Raw genomic sequence first — 25,193 nt, forward strand, 5'->3', positions numbered from 1 at the left:
AAGCTGGTGCTGCGGATGCCCAGGGCGCTGGATCCGGGCGGGACGGTCCTGATCACCGGCGGCACCGGCACCCTGGGCGGCCTGGTCGCCCGGCATCTCGTCACCGAACACGGCGTCCGCGGCCTCGTGTTGCTCAGCCGCAGCGGTCCCGACGCCCCCGGCGCGGGCGAGCTGGCGGCGGAACTCACGGCCCTCGGAGCCGACGTCACCGTAGAGGCGTGTGACGCGGCCGATCGTGAGGCGCTGGCCGCAGTCCTCGCACGCATCCCTGCCGACCGTCCCCTGACCGGCGTCGTGCACGCCACCGGCCTGCTCGACGACGGCCTCATCGAGTCCATGCCTCGGAACCGACTGGAGCGGGTGCTGCGGGCCAAGGTTGACGGGGCGGTCAACCTGCACGAACTCACCGCGGACCTCGACCTGGCCGCCTTCGTCCTGTTCTCCTCCGTCGCCGGAGTCCTCGGCGGCCCCGGCCAGGCCAACTACGCCGCCGCGAACACCTTCCTGGACGCACTCGCCGCCCGCCGACAGGCCGCCGGCCTCCCCGGCATCTCGCTCGCCTGGGGCCTGTGGGGAGAGGCCACCGGCATGACCGGCCACCTCGGGCGCGGCGACCTGGACCGGATGGCGCGCGGCGGCATCCTGCCGTTCACCCCGCACCTCGGACTGCGACTCTTCGACGCCGGCCGTGCGCTCCCGCACGCCCTCGCCGTGCCGCTCCGACTGGACACGGCCGCGCTGCGCACCCTGGCCGGGACGGGTGCGCTGCCCGGCGTGTTGAGCGGTCTCGTCCGAGGGGCGACCCGGCGTGTCGCGGCGGCCGGCGGGGAGACCGGCGTGGGGACGGACGGGTCGGCCTGGCAGCGGAGTATCGCGGCGCTCGACCCGTCCGAACGCTCACGCGCGTTGCTGGAGCTGGTCCGTACGCACGTCGCCGCAGTACTGGGCCACGGCGACCGGACGGCCGTGGCCGGCGACCGCGGCTTCAAGGACCTCGGCTTCGACTCGCTGACCGCCGTCGAACTGCGCAACCGGCTCACCGCCGAGACCGGGCTGCGGCTGCCCGCCACCCTTGTCTTCGACCATCCGACCCCGGCCGCGCTGGCCCGGCACCTGGGTTCCGAACTGTCCGGCGCGGAGCTCGCGCCGGCCGCCGCACAGGACACAGTGGCGTCGGCCGCCGCCCACGAGCCGATCGCGATCATCGGCATGGCCTGCCGCTTCCCCGGGGACGTGGCCTCGGCCGACGACCTGTGGCGGCTGGTCGCACAGGGCACGGACGCGATCTCCGAGTTCCCCGGCAACCGAGGCTGGGACCTCGCCGGTCTGTTCGATCCGCACCCCGACCACGCGGGTACGAGCTACACCCGCTCCGGCGGCTTCCTGCACGACGCGGACCTGTTCGACGCCGACCTGTTCGGCATCAACCCCCGCGAAGCCCTGGCGATGGACCCACAGCAGCGGCTGCTCCTGGAGACCTCCTGGAAAGCCCTCGAACACGCCGGCATCGCGCCGGACGCCCTCGCCGGCACCCGGACCGGTGTGTACACCGGGCTGGTCGCCCAGGGGTACGCCGGCCGACTCGACCGGGCCCCCGAGGAACTGGAGGGGTACCTGGGCACCGGCAACACGCCGAGCGTCGGTTCCGGCCGGGTCGCGTACACCTTCGGGCTGGAGGGGCCCGCCGTGACCGTGGACACCGCGTGCTCCTCCTCGCTCGTCGCCCTTCACCTCGCGGTGCGCGCGCTGCGCGGCGGCGAGTGCTCGATGGCGCTCGCCGGCGGCGTGACCGTGATGGCGGAGCCCGGGCTGTTCGTCGAGTTCAGCCGCCAGCGCGGTCTCGCCGCGGACGGCCGCTGCAAGGCGTTCTCCGCGGACGGCGACGGGTTCGGACCGGCCGAGGGCGTCGGCGTCCTGGTCGTGGAGCGACTGTCGGACGCGGTGCGCAACGGACACCGCGTCCTCGCCGTCGTGCGCGGCAGCGCCGTCAACCAGGACGGTGCCAGCAACGGCCTGACCGCCCCCAACGGACCGTCCCAGCAACGGGTCATCCGGCAGGCGCTGGCCGACGCGGGCCTGTCGCCGCAGAGCGTCGACGCGGTCGAGGCCCATGGGACGGGCACGGCGCTCGGCGACCCCATCGAGGCCCAGGCCCTCATCGCGACCTACGGTCAGGAGCGGACCGAGGAACTCCCCGTCTATCTCGGCTCCGTGAAGTCGAACATCGGCCACACCCAGGCCGCGGCCGGTGTCGCGGGCGTGATCAAGATGGTCCAGGCGATGCGCGCGGGCGTGCTGCCGCCCACGCTGCATGTCACCGAGCCCACCCCGCACGTGGACTGGTCCGCAGGATCCGTACGACTGCTGGCCGACGCGACGCCGTGGCCTGCCACCGGTCGCCCGCGCCGGGCCGCCGTCTCCTCCTTCGGCATCAGCGGCACCAATGCGCACGTCGTCCTGGAACAGGCCCCGGACAGCGAACAGGCCTCCTATAGCGAACAGACCCCCGACAGCGCGCCGCCCTCCGACCTGCCGGAGCACCGGCCGCCGGCGAGCCGAGCCACGCTGCCCTTGCTGCTCTCCGGTCACACGGCCGAGGCGCTGTACGCACAGGCCCGCAACCTCGCGGCGTTCCTCGAAACGACGCCGGTCCCCGCCCTGCCGGACGTCGCCTACACGCTCGCCACCGCCCGCGCCGCCCTGCCCGAACGGGCCGTGCTGACGGCCGCCGACAGGGCCGAACTCCTGCGGAATCTGCACGCGCTCGGTCGCGGAGAGACCGCACCCGGCGTGCCGGCGGGCCCGGCCCGGGCCGAGGGACGGCTGGCGCTGCTGTTCAGCGGTCAGGGCAGTCAGCGGGTCGGCATGGGACGTGAACTCCACGCCGACTTCCCGGTGTTCGCGACGGCGTTCGACGCGGCGGTGTTCGAGCTGGACCGGCAGTTGGCGGGGCATGTCACGCACTCGGTGCGGGATGTGGTGTTCGGAGCGGAGAGTGCCGAGGCCGCGGCGGGCATGGCGGGGCTGCTGGACGAGACGGTGTTCACGCAGGCGGGGCTGTTCGCCGTCGAAGTAGCGCTGTTCCGTCTCCTGGAGTCCCTCGGTGTGCGGCCGGACTTCCTCCTCGGGCACTCGATCGGCGAGCTCGCGGCGGCGTATGTGGCGGGGGTGTGGTCGCTGGCCGACGCCGCTGTCGTGGTCGGGGCCCGGGGCCGGCTGATGCAGGCGCTGCCGACGGGTGGCGCGATGGTGGCGATACAGGCCGACGAGGACGAGGTCCGCACGGTCCTGGACGATGTCCCCGCAGCCTGTGTCGCCGCCGTCAACGGGCCGATGTCGGTGGTGGTGTCCGGTGATGAGGAGCCGGTGCTGCGGGTGGCGGCGGAGTTCGCGCAGCGGGGTCGCAAGACCAAACGGCTGACAGTCAGCCATGCCTTCCACTCCGCCCGCATGGAGCCGATGCTCGACGAGTTCCGCCGCGTCCTGGGGACGGTGTCCTTCCGCGAACCCACGACCGCCGTCCTCTCCAACCTCACCGGCCGGATCGCCCAGGTCGGCGAACTGACCGACCCGGAGTACTGGGTACGGCAGGTACGCGAGCCGGTCCGCTTCGCCGACTGCGTCTCGGCGCTCGAAAGTGCCCAGGTGACAGCGCTGCTCGAAGCGGGACCCGACGGCGTCCTCACCGCCATGGCCCGCGAGACGACCGTCGCGCGGCCGGGTACCGCCGCCGTGCCCCTGCTGCGCGCCGAACGGGCGGAGTCGGCCACGGTCATCGGCGCGCTCGGCACCGTGCAACTCGCAGGCGTCCCGGTGGACTGGCCGGCCTTCTTCACCGGCACCGGAGCGCGCCTCACCGACCTTCCCGGCTACGCCTTCCAGCGCCGCCGCTTCTGGCTCGAACCGACGGCCCCCGTCGTCGCCCCGTCCACCGTGCCGGCCGACGCCGACCCGGAGTTCTGGGCCGCCGTCGATCGCGGCGACGCCGACCACGTGGCCGACGCGCTGGAGGTCGGCGACGAGACCCGGCGGGACTCGCTCGCCGACCTGCTGCCCGCCCTCGCCTCCTGGCGCCGCCTCCAGCACGAGCGCACCCTGCTGGACACCTGGAGCTACGAGACCGCGTGGCAGCCTTGGACGACACCGCAGGACGGCCAACGCCTCACCGGAACCTGGCTGTTGATCACCCCCGCCCCCGAGGCCGCCGACACCGGTACCGGCACCGGCACCGGTACCGACGCCGACCCCACGCACCGTTGCGCCCAAGCGCTCACCGCGGCCGGCGCCCAGGTCGAGACGCTGCGGCTGCGCCCCGCCGACCTGGAGCGCGACGAACTCGCCGAGCGGATCCGCGAGGCGGGCCCGGTCGCCGGGATCGTGTCGCTGCTCACCGGCGATCCGGGACAGCACCCCCGCCACCCGGCGCTGACCACCTGGCTCGCCGACACGGTGGTCCTCGTCCAGGCACTCTCCCTCTCTCCCTCCGAGGCGGGCCGCACCGCCCGTCTCTGGTGCGTGACCGAAGGGGCCGTGGCCGTGGGCAACGACCCCGTGCCCGAGCCGGCAGCCGCGCAGGTCTGGGGCTTCGGACGGGCCGCCGCACTCGAACTTCCCACTTCCTGGGGCGGGTTGGCGGACGTCCCCGTCGACGCCGACGAGCGGGTGTGGTCCCGGCTGGCCCGGGTGCTCGCGGGCGGCGGCCCGGAGGACCAGATCGCGTTGCGTGCCTCGGGTGCCTGGGTGCCCCGGCTGCGTCGCACGCGTGTCGTGCGCGCCGCCGGGCAGCGCGGCCCGGAGACGGCCTGGACGCCCGCCGGCACCGTCCTGATCACCGGCGGCACCGGCGGACTCGGCGCCCAAGTGGCCCGCTGGGCCGCCGCGCACGGCGCGGAACACCTGGTGCTGACCGCCCGCCGGGGTCCGCAGGCGGCAGGGGCCGACGAGCTCACCGCCGAACTCACCGCTCACGGCGTCCGCGTCACCGTGACCGCCTGCGACGTCGCCGACCGTGCGGCGCTGGACCGGCTGGTCGCCGCCGTCGAGGCGGACGGGCCGCCGATCCGGGCCGTCGTGCACACCGCAGGGATCGGCCAGGCCGCCACCGTCGCCGAGACGGATCTCGCCGCCTGCCAACGGATCACCGAGGGCAAGGTGCTCGGCGCGGCGCACCTCGACGCGCTGTTCGGCGACCGTCCGCTCGACGCCTTCGTTCTCTTCTCCTCGATCGCGGGCGTATGGGGGAGCGGAGCCCAGGGCGCCTATGCGGCGGGCAACGCCTACCTCGACGCCCTCGCCCGCCGTCGCCGCTCCCGCGGGCTCACCGCCACCGCCGTCGCCTGGGGCCCATGGGCCGGGGCCGGGATGGCGGCGGGCGAGAGCGGAGAGCAACTGGCCCGCCGGGGACTGCGCGCGATGGATCCGCAGGCCGCCGTCGCCCTGATGGCGCGCGCCGTGGCCCGCGCCGAGGCCGTCACCGTCCTCGCGGATGTGGACTGGCCGCAGTTCCTGCGCCGCTTCACCGCCCTGCGCCCGAGCGCCCAGCTCGCCGATCTGCCGGAGACCCGCGCCTACCTGGCCGAACGCTCCGACCCGCGTCCCGACGGCAGGCCGACACACGAACCGGAGCTGGCCCGCAGGCTGGCCGCGACCACGGCGGGCGAGGGACAGCGGATCCTGCTCGACCTGGTACTCCGCGAGGTCGCCGCCGTACTGGGCCTACCGGCCGGTGAACCGCCCTCGTCGGAACGGGCCTTCCGCGACCTCGGCTTCGACTCGCTCACCGCCGTGGAACTGCGCGACCGGCTCACCCTGAGCAGCGGGGTGGAGCTCCCCGCCACCCTGGTCTTCGACTACCCCACGCCGACCGCCCTGGCCGGTTTCCTCAGCGACGAACTGGCCGGCGCCCGGCCCGCCGACGCCAAGGCCGACGCCGAAGCGGCACCCGGCACAGCGCTGGACACCGAGCCGATCGCCATCGTCGCCATGGCCTGCCGTTACCCCGGCGGGGTCGGCGGACCCGAGGACCTGTGGCGGCTCGTCGCCGACGGAGTGGACGCCGTGTCGGAGTTCCCGGCCGACCGCGGCTGGGACCTCGACGCGCTCTACGACCCCGACCCCGACCACCCCGGCACCAGCTACGCACGCGAGGGCGGATTCCTCACCGCCGCCGCCGAGTTCGACGCCGCGCTGTTCGGCATCTCCCCGCGTGAGGCGCTGGCCATGGACCCCCAGCAGCGGCTGCTCCTGGAGACGTCCTGGGAGGCGTTCGAGAACGCCGGGATCGACCCGACCTCGGTCAAGGGCGAGGCCGTCGGCGTCTTCGTCGGCGGCGCGGCCTGCGGTTACGGGTCCGGCGTCGGGGAGCTGCCGGAGGGCGTGGAGGGGTATGCGCTCACCGGCAGCGTCAGCAGCGTGCTCTCGGGCCGGGTCGCCTACGCCTTCGGTCTGGAGGGCCCCGCACTCACCGTGGACACGGCCTGCTCCTCCTCACTGGTCGCGCTGCACCTGGCCGGCCGCGCGCTGCAACGCGGCGAGTGCACGATGGCGCTGGCCGGCGGGGTGACCGTGATGGCCACCCCGACCGGATTCGTGGAGTTCAGCAGGCAGCGCGGACTCTCCCCGGACGGCCGCTGCAAGGCCTTCGCCGAAGCCGCGGACGGCACCGGCTGGTCCGAGGGCGTCGGCCTGCTGCTGGTCGAGCGGCTGTCGGACGCCCGACGCAACGGGCACCGCGTCCTCGCCGTGGTGCGCGGCAGCGCCGTCAACCAGGACGGCGCCAGCAACGGTCTGACCGCCCCCAACGGGCCGTCCCAGCAGCGGGTCATCCGCCAGGCGCTCGCCGACGCCCGGCTCACCGCCCGCGACGTGGACGCCGTCGAGGCGCACGGCACCGGCACCGCCCTGGGCGACCCCATCGAGGCGCAGGCGCTGCTCGCCACCTACGGCCGGGACCGGCCGGAGGAGGTCCCGCTCTATCTGGGCTCGGTCAAGTCCAACATCGGGCACACCACGGCCGCGGCCGGCGTCGCGGGCGTCATCAAGATGGTGCTGGCGATGCGTGAGGGCGTCCTGCCCGCGACCCTGCACGTGGACCGGCCGACCCCGCACGTCGACTGGTCGGCCGGCACCGTCGCGCTGCTCACCGCCCCCCGCGCCTGGCCCGACCTCGGCCGGCCGCGCCGCGCGGGCGTCTCCGCCTTCGGTATCAGCGGCACGAACGCACACGTCGTCCTCGAACAGCCGCCCGCCGCGCCGACGGAGCCGGCCGGACCCCGCCCCGCCCACGCCCCCGGCAGCGCCCTGCCCTTCCTGCTCTCCGCCCACTCCGGCAAGGCGCTGCGCGCACAGGCCCGCAGGCTCGCCGACCATCTCGCGGCCTCGCCCGCACCGGACGCCACCGGCGCGGAACTGACCAACCTCGCCTACTCGCTGGCCTTCTCCCGGGCCGGGCTCGCCCACCGGGCCGTCGTCACGGCGGCCGACCGGGAGGGGTTGCTGACGGCCCTTGCGGGGTTGGCGGCCGGGGACTCTGGGGTCGACGCTGCCGTAGGGGTGGCACAGTCTGGAGCCCGTCCGGTGTTCGTCTTCCCCGGTCAGGGTTCGCAGTGGGCCGAGATGGCCGGCGGGCTGCTCACGGCGTCACCCACGTTCGCCACCCAGATCCTGGCGTGCGAGGAGGCGCTGGCGCCGTTCGCCGACTGGTCGTTGACCTCGGTCCTGCGCTCTGAGTCGGACGCGTGGCTGGAGCGGGTCGATGTGGTGCAACCGGTGTTGTGGGCGGTGATGGTCTCGCTGGCCCGGCTGTGGATCTCGCACGGCGTGCGGCCCGCCGCGGTGGTCGGTCACTCGCAGGGCGAGATCGCCGCCGCGTGCGTCGCCGGAGCGCTCTCGCTGGAGGACGGCGCGAAGATCGTCGCCCTGCGCAGCAAGGCCCTCCTAGACCTGTCGGGCAAGGGCGCGATGGCCTCCGTCGGCCTGTCCGCCGAGGACGTCGCCGAACTGACCGCGCCGTACGGCGACCGGATCTCCCTCGCGGCCGTCAACGGCCCGCACTCCGTGACGCTCTCCGGCGCCCCGGACGCGCTGGCCGAACTGCTGGAGCGGAGCGAGGAACAGGGTGTCTGGGCCCGGCGCATCCCCGTCGACTACGCCTCGCACTCCCCGCAGGTCGAGTCGGTCCGCGAACCCCTGCTGGCGGCCCTGGCGGGCGTCGTTCCGCGCGCCGCCGACATCCCCTTCTACTCCTCGGTCACCGGCGGCCCGCTGGAGACCACCGCCCTGGACGCCGAGTACTGGTACGTCAACCTGCGGCAGACCGTCCGCTTCGACGAGGCCGTCAGGGCCCTGCTCGACGCCGGGCACGACGCGTTCATCGAGGCCAGCGCCCATCCCGTGCTCACCACCGGCGTCCTGGAGACCGTCGAGTCGGCCGGCTCCCGGGCCGCGGTCCTGAGCACGCTGCGGCGCGGGGACGGCGGCCCCGACCGCTTCACCACCGCCCTCGCACACGCGTACGTCCGTGGCGTCCACGTCGACTGGCAGGCCGCCTTCGAAGACGCCCAGCCGCGACTGACCGGCCTGCCCACCTACGCCTTCCAACGCGAGCGGTACTGGCTGGCCGGCGACTCCGGCGGCGCGGCCGATGCGCAGACGCTCGGACTCATCCCGTCCGGGCACCCCGTTCTGGGCGCCGCCGTTGACCTGGCCGACGCGGACGGGGTCCTGCTCACCGGACGCGTCAGCCGGCGCACCCACCCGTGGCTCGCCGAGCACCTGACCCCGGCGACCGCGCTCCTGCCCGGTGCCGCCTTCGTCGAACTCGCCCTCCACGCAGGCCGGTTGACCGGCCTCGGCACACTCGAGGAACTCACCCTGCACGCACCGCTGCCGCTGCCCGAGCGCGGCGGCGCGCAGCTCCAGGTCTCGGTGGGCGCCGCACAGGCCGACGGCCGCCACCCCGTGGCCGTCCACTCCTGCCCGGACGACCCGGACACGGCAGGCGCCTGGACCCGGCACGCCGACGGCCTGCTCGCCCCGGCCCCGCACCACGCGCCCGAGGACGAGCACGAGGACGAGGACGAGGACGAGGACGACGGCGAAAGCGCGCTCGCCGACGACCTCGCCGACGACCTCGCAGACGACGCCGCGGACGACCTCGCCCTCTGGCCCCCGGCCGGAGCCGTGCCCGTGCCCCTGCCGCCCGCCGCCCCCGGGGAATCCGCACACCAAGTGCTGCGGGGGGTATGGAAGTCCGGCGGCGCCCTCTACGCGGAGGTCGCCCTCGACGCCGAACTGCGGCAGAGCGCCGCCGGCTACGGACTGCATCCGATGCTCCTGACCGCCGCCCTCCAAGCGGTCCACGCGATGGCCGCCGAGACCGGCACCGGAGGCGACGGCGAACTCCGGATGCCGTTCGCCTGGTCCGGCGTCACACTGCACGAGCCCGGTGCGACCGCGCTGCGGGTACGGCTGGAGGCGGCCGGCGACACACCGGACACGTTGTCCCTGGTCGCCGCGACCGACGCCGGAGCCCCCGCTCTCACGGTGCGCTCCCTCGCCCTGCGGGCCGTCTCGGCCGGCCGGCTCGAAGCCGCGCTCGCCGAGCGGGAGCCCCGCGCCGCGCAGGCCGGTTCGGTGCCGGTGCTGCGGCCCCTTCCGTCCCGTCCGGCCGATGACCCCGGGTCAGGGGCCGAGCCGGGGACCGCCGGGAGCGAGGCGCTGCTGCGGCGGCTGGGCGCGCTGGGCGAGGCGGACCGGCAGCGCGCGATGAGCGACCTGGTGGTCGCCCAGGTCGCGGGCGTCCTCGGCCATGCCGCGTCCGATGTCGCCGCGGACCGTCCGCTGCGCGACCTCGGCCTGGACTCGATGGCGGCGATCGAACTGCGCGGCCGGCTCGGCGCCGCCCTCGGCCTGCGGCTTCCGGTGACGCTCGTCTTCAGCCACCCGACCCCCGCGGCCCTCGCCGCCCATCTCGTCACCGAACTCGGGCTGGAGGAGGCGACGGCGGCCGGTCCGGCGGCGGTCGCGTTCGGCCGGCTGGAGAACGCCCTCACCCGGCTGCCGGACGACGACACGACCCGGGCGGCCGTCACCCGGCGGCTGGAGACCCTGCTGTGGAAGTGGCGCGACCCGGCCGACGCCGACGCCCCGGCGCCCGCCCTCAGCGGAGAGGCGCTCGCCGCCTCCTCCGCCGACGAGATCTTCGACCTGCTCGATCGGGAGCTGGGCAGCGCCTGACCCCTGACCCCTGACCCCGACCTGGACGTATTCCTACCGGCTTCTCCCCGGGCACCCGGTGAAAGTGGGCTCGCGTGTCGACCAACGAAGAGAAACTCCTCGACTACCTCAAGAGGGCCACCGCGGACCTCGGCCGGACCCGGCAACGGCTGCGCGAGATCGAGGCGGCCGCGGCCGAGCCCGTCGCCGTCGTCGGCATGGCCTGCCGGTACCCCGGCGGTGTGCGCACACCGCAGGAGCTGTGGCGACTCGTCGCCGACGGAGTCGACGCGCTCGGCGACTTCCCGCACGACCGCGGCTGGGACGTCGACGGCATCTACGACCCCGACCCCGAACGCTCCGGCAAGACCTACGTCCGGCGCGGCGGCTTCCTGGACGACGCGGCCGACTTCGACGCCGAGCTGTTCGGCATCAACGCGCGTGAGGCCCTGGCCATGGACCCGCAGCAGCGGCTGCTCCTCGAGACCTCCTGGGAGGCCTTCGAGCGTGCGGGCGTCGACCCGACCTCGCTGAGGGGCAGCCGGATCGGAGTGTTCGCGGGGGCCATCTCCTCGGGCTACGCCGAACGGCTCACCAGCGTTCCGGAGGCGGTCGAGGGGTATCTCGGCACCGGCAGCATGACCAGCGTCGCGTCCGGCCGGATCGCCTACACGCTCGGCCTCGAAGGGCCGGCCGTCACCATCGACACCGCCTGCTCCTCCTCGCTCGTCGCGATCCACCTCGCCGCCCAGGCGCTGCGCCAGGGCGAATGCACGATGGCACTGGCCGGCGGGGTGACCGTGATGTCGACGCCGGGCATCTTCATCGAGTTCAGCCGCCAGCGCGGCCTCGCCCCCGACGGGCGCTGCAAGGCGTTCGCCGCCGCGGCCGACGGCACCGGCTGGGCCGAGGGCGCGGGCGTCCTGCTGCTGGAGCGGCTCAGCGACGCCCGCCGGGCCGGGCGCCCCGTGCTGGCCGTCGTCCGGGGCAGCGCGGTCAACCAGGACGGGGCGAGCAACGGCCTGACCGCCCCCAACGACCGGGCGCAGGAACGCGTGATCCGCCAGGCCCTCGACTCCGCGCGACTGACCGCCCCGGACGTCGACGCGGTCGAGGCGCACGGCACCGGCACCACCCTCGGCGACCCCATCGAGGCACAGGCGCTGCTGGCCACGTACGGCCAGGGCCGGCCCACGGGGAAGCCGCTGTGGCTGGGTGCCGTCAAGTCGAACATCGGTCACACGGGTGCGGCGGCCGGCGTCGCCGGGGTCATCAAGATGATCGAGGCCATGCGGCACGAACTGCTGCCGCGGACCCTGCACGTGGACGAGCCGACGCCGCACGTCGACTGGTCGTCCGGCGGAGTGGAACTGCTCACCCGCCCCACCCCGTGGCAGCGCAACGGCCGTCCGCGCCGGGCCGGGATCTCCTCGTTCGGCGTGAGCGGAACCAACGCCCATGTGATCGTGGAGGAGGCACCGCCCGCCACGGAGGAGGCCGGCGCCGCCGAGGACATCCCCATCGGGGGAGTCCTCGTCGAGGAAGTCCCCGCCGTGCCCTGGGTCCTCGGCGCCCGCACCGACGACGCACTGCGCGCACAGGCCGCCCGGCTCGCCGCCCACCTGCGGGAACGGCCCGGCTTCCGCCCGGCGGACATCGGCTACTCACTGGCCACCTCGCGCGCCGCCCTCGACTCCCGGGCGGTCGTCGTGGGCGCCGAACCCGAAGAGTTCCTCGCGGGTCTCGACGCGCTGGCGCTCGGCGGGGACGCGCCGAACGCCGCGCACGGCCGGGCCGTCCCGGGCGGCCGCTCGGCCTTCCTGTTCACCGGCCAGGGCAGCCAGCGCCCCGGCATGGGCCGCGAACTGCACGCGACCTGGCCCGCCTTCGCCGACGCCTTCGACGCGGTGGCCGCCGAACTCGACGCCCGGCTGGCCGGGCACGTCGACCGGCCGCTGGCCGAGGTCGTGCTGACCCCCGACGATCCGCAGAGCGCGGAACTGCTCGGGCGGACCGTGTACGCGCAGACCGGACTGTTCGCCCTCCAGGTCGCCCTCTTCCGCCTCTACGAGTCCTGGGGCGTGCGCCCCGACCTGCTGCTGGGCCACTCGATCGGCGAGCTGAGCGCCGCGCACCTGGCCGGCGTGTGGTCGCTGCCCGACGCGGCGGCACTGGTCGCGGCCCGCGCCACCCTGATGCAGGAACTGCCCGCCGCAGGCGCGATGCTCGCGGTCGCCGCCACGGAGGAGGAGGCGATGGCGGCCCTCGCCGAGTACGACGGCGCTGTCGATCTCGCCGCCGTCAACGGGCCGTCCGCGGTGGTGCTCTCCGGCGACAGCGAGCCGCTGCTCGCGCTCGCCGACCGCTTCGCCGCCGAGGGCCGCAAGACCCGGCGGCTGCGCACCAGCCATGCCTTCCACAGCGCGCACATGGACGGCATGCTCGACCGCTTCCGCGAGGCAGCGGCCGCCGTCGTGGCCTCGCCCGCCCGCATCCCGGTGATCTCCAACGTGACCGGCGCTCCCGCCACCGACGACGAACTGGGCAGCGCCGACTACTGGGTTCGCCATGTGCGTGCGACGGTCCGCTTCGCCGACGGAGTCGCCGCGCTCGCCGACGCCGGCGCCACCGCCCTGATCGAGCTGGGCCCCGACGGAGTCCTCACCGCACTCGCCCAGGACACTCTGACCGCCCGCAGGACGACACCGACCCCCGTGTGCGTCCCCGCCCTGCGCGCCGGCCGACCGGAACCCGCCGCCGCCGTGCGCGCCCTCGGCGCGCTCCACCTCTGCGGCGGCCGCATCGACGGCGAGCGGTTCTTCGCCGGCCTCGACGCCCGCCGCACCGACCTGCCCACCTACGCCTTCCAGCGCAAGCGCTACTGGCTGGACGGCACGGCCACGACCCCCGACGCGGCCGGCCTGGGCCTCACCGCCACCGGCCACCCCCTGCTCGGCGCGGAGCTGCACATGGCGGGCAGCGGCAGCCTGGTCCTGACCGGACGGCTGTCCCCGCACACCCACCGCTGGCTGGCCGACCACGCGGTGGGCGGCGTCGTGCTCTTCCCCGGCACCGCGTTCGTCGAGGTCGCCGTCCAGGCCGGCGACCGCGCGGGCTGCCCCCACCTGGCCGAACTCATGCTGGAGGCACCCCTCCCGCTCCCCGCGGACACCCCGGTCCGACTCCAGGTCACCGTCGAACCGACCGACGACGACGGCCGCAGCCGGGTGGAGATCCACTCCCGGCCTGCGGACTCCACAGCCCCCGACGACGCCGAATGGACCCGACACGCAACCGGCGTCCTCACGACCGACCCCGACCCCGACCCCGCGACCTCCGCACAGGCAACCGCGCCACAACCCCCGGCCGACCTCGCCCCCCACGCGGTCTGGCCGCCCGCCGGGGCCGTGCCGGTCGACGTCGACGACTTCTACGCCGACCTCGCCTCCGGCGGATTCGGCTACGGTCCGTCGTTCCAGGGCCTGCGCGCCGCCTGGCGGCTCGACGGGGTCGTGTACGCGGAGGTGGCGCTGCCCGACGAACACGCCGCGGCCGCCGCGGACTTCCTCCTGCACCCCGCGCTGTTCGACGCCGCGCTGCACGCCAGCGGGCTGACCGGCCTCGGGCAGGACACCGGGCAGGCCCGGCTGGTGTTCTCCTGGAGCGGGGTGAGCGTGCACGCCGTCGGCGCCGCGGCGCTGCGGGTGCGGATGTCGGCCACCGGGCCCGACACGGTCGAACTGACCGCCGCCGACGGCCTGGGCAACCCCGTGCTCTCGGTGCGTGAACTGGTCATGCGCCCCGCCCCCGCAGCCGCGTCCGCCGAACCGGCCGACGGCGGTGCCCTGTTCCGGCTCGACTGGGTTCCGCAGCCCCCCTCCGAGGAACCGCCGACGACAGCTGCCGAGCCGTGGGCCGTCCTCGGCCCCGACCCCTTCGGCCTGACCGACGCGCTGGCCGGAGCCGGGATCGCGGCGAGCGAGTATCCCGACGTCGCCACCCTCGCCGAGGAGCCCGTGGCCCCCGCGGTCGTCCTGCTCCCGCTCGCCCCGGTCTCCGCCGCCGGACTGCCGAGCGCGGCCGACCGGGCCGTCGACCGGATGCTGCACACCGTGCAGGGCTGGCTGGCCCACTCCGCGTGGGAGGCGACCCGGCTGGTCGTCGTCACGTCCGGCGCGGTAGCCGCCCGCGACGGCGAGAGCGTCACCGACCTGGCCCACGCGCCGGTCTGGGGCCTGCTGCGCTCCGTGGAGGCCGAACACCCCGGCCGGATCCTCCTCGCCGACCTCGACACGGACGCCGCCTCCCGGGCCGCCCTGCCCGACGCGATCCAAACGGCACTGGCCACCGGCGAACCGCAGACGGCCGTCCGCGCGGGGGCCGCCCTCGCGCCGCGGATCGTCCGGGCGGACACCGCCCGGCTGCTGCCCGCCGCCCCCGACGGGCCCTGGCTGCTGGACACCGCCTCCGCGGGCGACCTGGACCGGCTCGCGCCGCTGCCGTACCCGCCCGCCGCCCGGCCGCTCGCCCCGCACGAGATCCGGATCGCCGTCCGCGCCTCCGGTCTCAACTTCCGTGATGTGCTGGTGGGTCTCGGCATGGTGCCCGGCCAGGTCGGCATGGGCACCGAGGGCGCCGGAGTGGTCGTCGAAGCGGGCTCGGCGGCCGGCGAGTGGCAGCCCGGCGACCGGGTGATGGGCGTGGTGCCCGCCTCGCTCGGCCCGGTCGCGGTCTGCGACCACCGCGCCGTCGTCCCCGTCCCGCCGCACTGGACCTTCGCCGAAGCCGCCGGCATGCCGATCGCCTTCCTGACCGCCTACCGCGCCCTGTTCGACCTCGCCGGCCTCAAACCCGGCGAGTCCGTACTGATCCACGCGGCGGCCGGCGGCGTCGGCATGGCCGCCGTCCAGCTGGCCAGGCACTTCGGCGCCGAGGTGTACGGCACGGCGAGCCCCGGCAAGTGGGACACCCTGCGGGAACTGGGCCTGGACGACGAGCACATCGCCTCCTCCCGCTCGCTCGACTTCGAGGACGACTTCACCGCCGCGACCGGCGGCCGCGGCGTCGACGTCGTCCTCAACTCGCTGGCCCGCGAGTACGTGGACGCCTCGCTGCGGCTGCTGGCGCCCGGCGGCCGGCTGATCGAGATCGGGAAGACGGACCTGCGCGACCCCGGCGAGACGGCCGTCCTCCACCCGGGGGTCGGCTACCAGCCGTTCGTCGACGCCGAACCCGAGCGCATCGGCGAGATCCTCACCCACGTCGTCGAACTCATCGAGAGCGGCGCGCTCAGCCGGCTCCCGGTGCGCAGCTGGGACATCCGTCAGGCGTCCCAGGCCTATCGGTACATGAGCCAGGCCAAGCACATCGGCAAGATCGTGCTCACCCTGCCCGCCGCCCCCGACCCCGAGGGCACCGTCCTGATCACCGGCGGCACCGGCGCGCTCGGCGCCCTGCTGGCCCGCCACCTGGTGACCGAGCACGGCGCCCGGCGGCTGCTGCTCACCAGCCGGGCCGGCGACCAGGCGCCCGGCGCCGAGCGACTGCGCGAGGAACTCACGGACCTCGGCGCCGCCCACGTGGAGCTCGCGGCCTGCGACGTCGCCGACCGCGCCCAACTCGCCGACGTCGTGTCCCGCATCCCCGCCGAGCACCCGCTGACCGCGGTCGTGCACGCCGCGGGGGTGGTCGAGGACGGCGTCGTCACCTCGCTGACCTCCGATCAACTCCGCCGCGTCCTGCGCCCGAAGATCGACGGCGCCGTCAACCTGCACCGGCTGACCGCCGACGCGGACCTCGCCCTGTTCGCCCTCTACTCCTCGGCGGCCGGCGTGCTGGGCGGCGCGGGCCAGGGCGGCTACGCCGCCGCCAACACCTTCCTCGACGCGCTCGCCTGCCACCGCCGGGCCGCCGGCCGCCCCGCCGCCTCGCTCGCCTGGGGACTGTGGGACCAGGCAGGCGAGATCACGGCCGGCATGGACCGGGTCGACCGGGCGAGGGCGGCGCGCTCCGGAATGCTGCCGCTGTCGGCCGCACAGGGCCTCGCCCTCTTCGACGCCGCCGCCGACACGCCCGAGCCTCTGCTGCTGCCCGTCCGGGTCGACGGCGCGGCCCTGCGCCGCGGGTCCGGCGCCGCCGCCGTGCCCGCGGCCATGCGCGGCCTGGTCCGGGGCCCGGCCCGGCGCACCGCCCGGTCCGCCGCCCGGCCGGAGCCCGCCGGGCTCGTACAGCGGCTGTCCGAGCTGGCCGAGGACGACCGGCGCAGACTGCTGACCGACCTGGTCTGCGACCACGCGAGCACCGTGCTCGCGCTGGGCGGCGCGGACGCCGTCGACCCGCGCCGGGGCTTCACCGAGATGGGCTTCGACTCGCTGACCGCCGTCGAACTGCGCAACCGGCTCGACGCCGCCACGGAACTGCGGCTGCCCGCCACCCTCGTCTTCGACTACCCCACCCCGGCCGACCTCGCCGAGCACCTCTTCGAGGAACTCGCACCCGACACCGCCGCCGCGGTGCCGGCGCTGCTGGACGAACTCGACCGCATCGAGTCCCGGCTCGCTCGACTGCGCGCCGACGCATACGACCGCGCCGCCGTCTCCCAGCGGATCGACCGGCTCCTGACGGTGTGGCGCAACCAGGACCCCGACTCCGCCCCCGCCGCGTCGGACACGCCGGAGACGGCCGCGGAGCAGCTCAGGGAAGCCAGCGCCGACGAGGTGCTCGACTTCATCGACCGCGAACTCGGCCTGGCGTGAGCGCCTTTGCCGCTTCCCCCTCCCCGTCGAGTCCAGGAAGGAGCGACACCACGATGCAGGATGGCGACACGCCGGAGAGCGAGAAGCTGGTCGGCTACCTCAAGCGGGTGGCCGCGGAACTGCACGACGCGCGGGCCGAGCTGCGCCGCGCCGAGCAGCGGGAGACGGAGCCGATCGCGATCGTCGCCATGGCCTGCCGCTACCCGGCCCAGGTGGCCTCGCCCGAGGACCTCTGGCGGCTGGTGGCCGAGGGCGAGGACGCGATCGGCCCCATGCCCGACGACCGCGGCTGGGACCTGGAAGGGCTCTACGACCCCGACCCCGACGCCCCCGGCAAGAGCTACGCCCGCAGCGGCGGCTTCCTCGACCACGCGGCGGACTTCGACCCCGAGTTCTTCGGCATCAGCCCGCGCGAGGCACTGGCGATGGACCCCCAGCAGCGGGTCCTGCTCGAAGTGGGATGGGAGCTGTTCGAACGCGCCGGCCTGGACCGCGACGCGCTGCGCGGCAGCCGCACCGGCGTGTTCGTCGGCGCCGGCTCCTCCGGCTACGGCACCGGCTTCCAGCAGGTGCCCGAGAGCGTCGGCGGCTATCTGGGCACCGGGACCATCATCAGCGTCCTGTCCGGCCGCCTCGCCTTCGTGTACGGGCTCGAAGGGCCCGCCGTCACGGTCGACACGGCGTGCTCGTCCTCCCTGGTCGCGCTGCACCTCGCCGTCCAGGCACTGCGCGCAGGCGAGTGCACGACGGCCCTCGCCGGCGGGGTCACCGTCATGTCCAACACCGGCATGTTCAGCGAGTTCAGCCGACAGCGCGGGATGGCCCCCGACGGCCGCTGCAAGGCGTTCGCCGCCGCGGCGGACGGCACCGGCTGGTCCGAGGGCGCCGGACTGGTCCTGCTGCAACGGCTCTCCGACGCGCGCCGCGACGGCAACCCGGTGCTCGCCGTGGTCCGCGGCAGCGCGGTCAACCAGGACGGCGCCAGCAGCGGCCTGACCACCCCCAACGGGCCCTCCCAGCGCCGGGTGATCCGGCAGGCGCTCGCCAACTCCCGGCTGACGGCCGACGACGTCGACGCGGTCGAGGCGCACGGCACCGGCACCACCCTCGGCGACCCGATCGAGGCCCAGGCCCTGCTGGCCACCTACGGGCAGGGCCGCGACCCGCGACGGCCGCTGCTTCTCGGCGCCGTCAAGTCCAACCTGGGCCACACCCAGGCCGCCGCCGGCGTGGCCGGGGTGATCAAGACGGTGATGGCCCTGCGCCACGGCCGGCTGCCGCGGACGCTGCACGTGGACGAACCCACCCCGCACGTCGACTGGTCGGCCGGCACCGTACGCCTGCTGACCGAGACACGGCCCTGGCCCGACACCGAGGGCCGGCCCCGGCGTGCCGCGGTCTCCTCCTTCGGCATCAGCGGCACCAACGCCCACGTCGTCCTCGAACAGGCCCCGGACGACGACGGACCCGCGCCCCAGCCGGCCGCGGCGGCGGACCGGCCGCCCGCACCCTGGATCCTGTCCGCGCGCGACGACGAAGACCTGCGCGCCCAGGCGGACCGTCTGGCGGCCTTCGTCGCCGCCGCACCCGCCGGCCTCGCACCCGACGACGTCGCCTTCTCCCTGGCCACCACGAGGTCGGCGCTGGCGCACCGCGCCGTCGTGACCGCCGCCGACCTCGACGGCTTCGCCGAACGGCTGCGCGCCCTGGCCCGCGGCGAAGGCGCCACCGCCGTGGCCGGACACGACCGGCGTCCCGTCTTCGTCTTCCCGGGCCAGGGCGCGCAGTGGGCGGGCATGGCCCGGGAACTCCTGGACACCGCACCGGAGTTCGCCGCGACGCTCACCGAGTGCGAGACAGCCCTCGCCCCCCACGTCGACTGGTCGGCCACCGACGTGCTGCGCTCCGCGGACGAGGAGTGGCTGGCGCGGGTCGACGTCGTCCAGCCCGTGCTGTGGGCCGTCATGGTCGCCCTCGCCCGGCTCTGGCAGGCGCACGGCGTGCGCCCCGCCGCCGTGGTGGGCCACTCGCAGGGCGAGATCGCGGCGGCCTGCGTCGCGGGCGGCCTGACCCTCGCGGACGGCGCCAAGGTCGTGGCCCTGCGCAGCCGCGCCATCCTGGAGCTGGCCGGCAGCGGAGGCATGGCCTCGGTCTCGCTGCCGGCCGCCCGTGCGCACGACCTGATCGGCCCGCTCGACGGAGAACTCACCGTCGCCGCGGTCAACGGCCCCCACTCGGTGACCGTCGCCGGCGACCAGCCCGCCATCGACGAACTCCTCGCCGTGTGCGAGGCCCAGGGCGTGTGGGCCCGCCGCATACCGGTGGACTACGCCTCGCACTCCGCACAGGTCGAGGCCATCCACGACCGGCTGACCAAGGAGCTCGCCGGGCTCGCCCCGACCGCCTCCACCGTGCCCTACTACTCCTCGACCACCGGTACCCTGCTGGACACCGCCGCCCTGGACACCGACTACTGGTACGACAACCTCCGCCGACAGGTGCGCTTCGACACCGCCGTCGACGCGCTGCTCGCCGCCGGCCACACCGCGTTCATCGAGGTCAGCGCCCACCCGGTGCTCACCGTGGCACTGCAGGACGCCGTCGAGGCCGCCGACGCGCCCGCGGTCGTCCTCGACACCCTGCGGCGCGGCGACGGCGGCCCCGGCCGCTTCGCCGAGGCCCTGGCCACCGCACACACGCACGGCCTCACCGTCGACTGGCGGCACCTGTTCGCCGGACACGCCGGCCCGCCGCGCCGCGTCGACCTGCCGACCTACCCCTTCCGCCGCCGCCGCTTCTGGCTCCAGCCCCCCACCGACACGGCCCGCGACGCGACGGGACTCGGCCTCCTGCCGACCGGGCACCCCCTGCTCGGCGCGACCGCGGCCCTCGCGGACGGCGGCGGTCTGCTGCTCACCGGGCAGCTCACCGCCCGCGCCCTGGCCTGGCCCGCCGACCACACCGTGGACGGCGCCGTACGGCTCCCGGCCGCGGCCCTGGTCGAGCTGGCGATCCGCGCCGGCGACGAGGCGGGCTGCGACCAGGTCGAGGAACTGTCCCTGGAAGCGCCCCTGGAACCGGGCGCCGAGGCGCTACGGCTGCAGGTCTCCGTCGGCCCGCCCGAGCCCGACGGCCGCCGTACGCTCACCGTGTTCTCCCGGCCGTCCGACGCGGACTCCGCAGCGCCCTGGACCCGGCACGCCACCGGCCTGCTGCGCCCGGGCCGGCCCGCCCCCCAAGCCGCCGACGAGGCATGGCCGCCGCCCGGCAGCGAACCCCTCGAACCGGACGGCCTCCACGACCGGTCGACGGCCGCCGGGCACACCCTCGGCCCCGCCTTCCGCGGCCTGCGCGCGGCCTGGCGACGCGAGGGGGAGCTCTTCGCCGAGATCGCCCTGCCCGAGGAACACGCCGAGGACGCGGGCGCGTACGGCCTGCACCCCGCCCTGCTCGACGCCGCGCTGCGCCTGCGGCTGTACGACGACGACCCGGCCGTACCCGCCGCACCCGCGTCGCCCGACACGCTCGGCGGGATCGCCCTGTACGCGGCCGGGGCCACCGCCCTACGGGTCCGGGTGCGCCCCCTCGAAGGCCCCGCCGACCGACCCGTGCGGCACGCCGTGCTGCTGACCGACCCCACCGGGCAGCCCGTGGCCCGCATCGACACCGTGTCCACCCAAGCCGCCGCCGAGCCGTCACGCGCCGCCCTCGAACACCGGCCCGACGCGCTGTACCGGGTCGAGTGGGTGTCCGTCGGCTCCACGGCCAGCTCCACGGCTTCGGCCGACGCGACCTGGGCGGTGCTCGGCGCCGACCCCCGCGGCCTCGCGCACGCGCTGCGCGACTCGGGCGCCCACGTGCACACCTTCCCCGGCCTCGAAGCGCTGGCCACCGCCCTGGACCACGGAGCCGCACTGCCGGACACCGTCCTGTACCCGGTGCAGCCGGGCCACGCGCCGCTCACCGCGGCGGCCCACGCGGCCGCCGCCGACCTGCTGCCCGTCCTGCACACCTGGACCGGCGACCCCCGCTTCGCGGCCGCACGGCTGGTCGTCGCGACCGGCGGCGCGGTCGCCGCCGCACCGGACGAGGACGTGCCGGACCTGCCGTCCGCCGCGGCCTGGGGGCTGCTGCGCTCCGCGCAGACCGAGTACCCCGACCAGTTCCTCCTGGCCGACCTGCCCGCCGCGCAGCCCGAGACCTGGGGCCGGGCCCTGGCCGCCGTCCCCGGCTGCGGCGAACCCGCCGTCGCCGTCCGCGACGGCGACCTCCTCGCCCCGCGCCTCACCGCCCACCAGGGCGGACAGCGCGCCTCGACCCGGCCGTTCCGCGCCGAGGGCACCGTCCTCGTCACCGGCGGCACCGGCACCCTGGGCCGGCTGATCGCCGCCCACCTGGCCGCCGAACACGGCGTACGGCATCTGCTGCTCACCAGCCGCACCGGCCCCGACGCCGACGGCTGCGCCGAACTGCGGGCCGAACTGGCGGCCCTCGGCGCCACCGCCGACATCGCCGCCTGCGACGCCGCCGACCGGGCCGCGCTCGAACGGCTGCTGGCCGCGATCCCCGCGGACCGGCCGCTCAGCGCGGTCGTGCACGCCGCGGGCGTCCTGGACGACGGCGTCATCGACTCGCTGACCCCCGAGCGGCTCTCTGCGGTCCTGCGGCCCAAGGTCGACGCGGCCGTCCATCTGCACGAGCTGACCCGCGACCTCGACCTGTCCGCGTTCGTCCTCTTCTCCTCGGCCGCGAGCATCCTCGGCAGCGCGGGCCAGGGCAACTACGTCGCCGCCAACGCCTTCCTCAACTCCCTGGCCCAGCAACGGCGTTCACAAGGACTGCCAGCCGTCTCGCTGGCCTGGGGGTTCTGGGAGCGGGCCAGCGGCATGACGGGCCGGCTCGCCGAGGCCGACCGCCGGCGGATGGCCCGCTCCGGTGTCGTCCCCCTGTCCTCCGCTACCGCCCTCGACCTGTTCGACCGCGCGACCGCGGCCGACGAGCCCGTGGCGGTGCCGCTCCGGCTGGACCGCGCGGCCCTGCGCGCCCAGGCCGACGCCGGCGTGCTGCCGGGACTGCTGCGCGGCCTCGTCCGCGGACCCGTACGCCGTACCGCCTCGGCCGCGGGCGCCGGCCCGGCTGGCGACCACTTCGTCCGCGACCTGCTCGCCCTCGACCCGGCCGACCAGGAACGGACGCTCACCGACCTGGTCCGCGCCCAGGTCGCCGCGGTGCTCGGCCATGACGACGCCAGGGCCGTGGACGTCACCGCCGCCTTCAAGAACCTCGGCTTCGACTCCCTCATCGCGGTCGACCTGCGCAACCGGCTCGCCGCGCTCACCGGACGCCGGCTGCCCGCCACCCTCGTCTTCGACCACCCGACCACCACCGCGCTCGCCGGATTCCTGCGCGCCGAACTCCTCGGCGCCGAGACCCGACCCGCCGCTCCCACGCCCGCGGTCACGCCGGACGCCGACCGGGACCCGATCGCCATCGTCGCCATGGCCTGCCGCTTCCCCGGCGGCGTCATGTCCCCCGAGGACCTCTGGCAGCTGCTGGTCGAGGGCCGCGACGGACTGACCGGCTTCCCCACCGACCGCGGCTGGAACGTCCAAGGGCTCTATCACCCCGACCCCGACCATCCCGGCACCAGCTATGTCCGCGAGGGCGGCTTCGTCGAGCACGCGGCCGACTTCGACGCCGGGTTCTTCGGGATCTCGCCGCGCGAGGCGCTGGCGATGGACCCGCAGCAGCGGCTGCTCCTGGAGACCTCGTGGGAGCTGTTCGAACGGGCCGGCATCGACCCGGCAGCCCTGCGCGGCTCCGCCACCGGCGTGTTCGTCGGCGCCGCCAACATCGGCTACCTGGCCGGCATGGAGCTGCCCGACGAACTCGGCGGCTACCTCGGCACCGGAAACGCCGCGAGCGTCGCCTCCGGCCGCCTCGCCTACACCTTCGGCCTGGAGGGCCCCGCCGTCACGGTCGACACCGCCTGCTCCTCCTCCCTGGTCTCCCTCCACCTCGCCGTCCAGGCGCTGCGCGCCGGGGAGTGCACGATGGCGCTGGCCGGCGGCGTCACTGTGATGGCCAACCCCGGCCTGTTCGTGGACTTCAGCCGACAGCGCGTGCTGTCCGCCGACGGCCGCTGCAAGCCCTTCGCTGCCGCCGCCGACGGCACCGGCTGGGCCGAGGGCATCGGCATGCTGCTCGTCGAACGCCTCTCCGACGCACGGCGCAACGGCCATCGCGTCCTGGCGACCGTCCTCGGCTCGGCGGTCAACCAGGACGGCGCCAGCAACGGCCTGACCGCGCCCAACGGACCCTCGCAGCAGCGGGTCATCCGCCGGGCGCTGGCCGACGCACGACTGAGCGCACCGGACGTGGACGCCGTCGAGGCGCACGGCACCGGCACCGCACTCGGCGACCCGATCGAGGCCCAGGCCCTGCTGGCCGCCTACGGCCGGGAACGGCGCCCGGACGAACCGCTCTGGCTGGGCGCGCTCAAGTCCAACATCGGCCACACCACGGCCGCCGCCGGGGTCGCGGGCGTCATCAAGATGGTCATGGCGATGCGGCACGGAGTGCTGCCCGCGACGCTGCACGTGGACGAGCCGACGCCGCATGTGGACTGGTCGGCGGGCGCGGTGCAGCTGCTGACCGAGGCACGCCCCTGGCCGGAGACCGGCCGCCCGCGCCGCGCCGCCGTGTCGGCGTTCGGGATCAGCGGGACCAACGCGCACACCGTGCTCGAACACCGCCCACCCGAGCCCTCCGACGACCCGACCCCGAACACCGCACCACCCCAGGCCGACCCGGGCGTCCTGCCGTACCTGCTCTCCGCCAAGACGCCCCAGGCCCTCGCGGCCCAGGCCGAGCGGCTGCGCGCCCACCTGGAGGCGGACGGCGCCGACCTCGCCCCGGCCGACCTCGCCGCCGCGTTGGCCACCACCCGTACCGCACTCGACCACCGAGCCGCGATCCCGGCCGGGGACCGGGCCGAACTGCTCGCCGGTCTCACCGCACTCGCCGACCCCACCGGCCTCACCGCTGAAGGCGGGAGCGGCGGGGTCGTGACGGGCAGTGCGCGCTCCGACGCCCCGCTGGCCCTGCTGTTCAGCGGTCAGGGAAGCCAACGGGTAGGCATGGGCCGTGAACTCCACAGCATCTTCCCCGTGTTCGCCGAGGCCTTCGACGCGACGGTGTTCGAGCTGGACCGGCAGTTGGCGGGGCATGTCACGCACTCGGTGCGCGACGTGGTCTTCGGAGCCGAGGGCACGCAGGGGCTGCTGGACGAGACGGTGTTCACCCAGGCCGCACTGTTCGCCGTCGAGGTCGCGCTGTTCCGCCTCCTGGAGTCCCTCGGCGTGCGACCGGACCTCCTCCTCGGACACTCGATCGGCGAGCTCGCGGCCGCGCATGTGGCAGGGGTGTGGTCACTGCCGGACGCCGCTGTCGTCGTGGCGGCGCGCGGGCGGTTGATGCAGGCACTGCCGACCGGCGGCGCGATGGTGGCGGTGCGGGCGACCGAGGAAGAGGTGCGGTCGGCGCTGGAGGGGGTGGAGGCCGTCGAGATCGCCGCCGTCAACGGGCCGACCTCGGTGGTCGTCTCCGGTGCGGAGGCCGCCGTCCTCGCCATGGCGGCCCGCTTCACGAAGCAGCGCCACAACGCCCGACGGCTCTCGGTCAGCCACGCCTTCCACTCGGCGCGCATGGAACCGATGCTCGCCGAGTTCCGCACCGTCCTGGAGAGCGTCTCGTACGCGGCCCCGCGCATCCCGCTGGTCTCGAACCTCACCGGGGCCGTCGCCGAGCCGGGCGAGCTGGAGGAACCCGAGTACTGGGTACGCCAGGTACGCGGCGCGGTGCGCTTCGCCGACGGCGTCGCCGCCCTGGACGCCCAGGGCGGAGCCCTGCTGCTGGAGGTCGGGCCCGACGCAGTGCTGACCGGGATGGCCCGCCAATGCCTCGACCCCGCCTCCGACACCCTCGCCGTCGCGACCGTCCGCCGGGACCGGCCGGAACGGGCCACGCTCGTCGCCGCTCTCGGCACGCTGCACGTCCACGGAACCCCGGTGGACTGGTCGGCCTTCTTCGAAGGCCGCCGCACCCCGGTCGACCTCCCCACCTACGCCTTCCAGCGCCGGCGTTACTGGCTGCAACCGCTGTCCGGCCCAGGCACCGCTCCCGGCGGCATGCCGGACACCTGGCGCTACCGCGCCGAGTGGA

At 75.4% G+C, this 25,193-nt stretch carries 1 protein-coding gene and 2 pseudogenes; all 3 read left to right on the plus strand.

Annotated elements, in window-relative coordinates:
- Positions 1–10,236: type I polyketide synthase (locus ACWD4O_RS41160; protein ID WP_451288168.1), on the plus strand; the 10,236-nt coding region annotated here is incomplete at its 5' end.
- 119 nt (positions 10,237–10,355) lie between these two features.
- Positions 10,356–16,970: pseudogene (locus tag ACWD4O_RS41165) on the plus strand (SDR family NAD(P)-dependent oxidoreductase); the annotation flags it as partial.
- A 107-nt stretch (positions 16,971–17,077) separates the two neighbouring features.
- Positions 17,078–25,150 (plus strand): annotated as a pseudogene (locus ACWD4O_RS41170) (type I polyketide synthase); the annotation flags it as partial.
- Positions 25,151–25,193: the final 43 nt, after the last annotated feature.

The sequence above is a fragment of the Streptomyces sp. NPDC002623 genome, assembly GCF_053592635.1.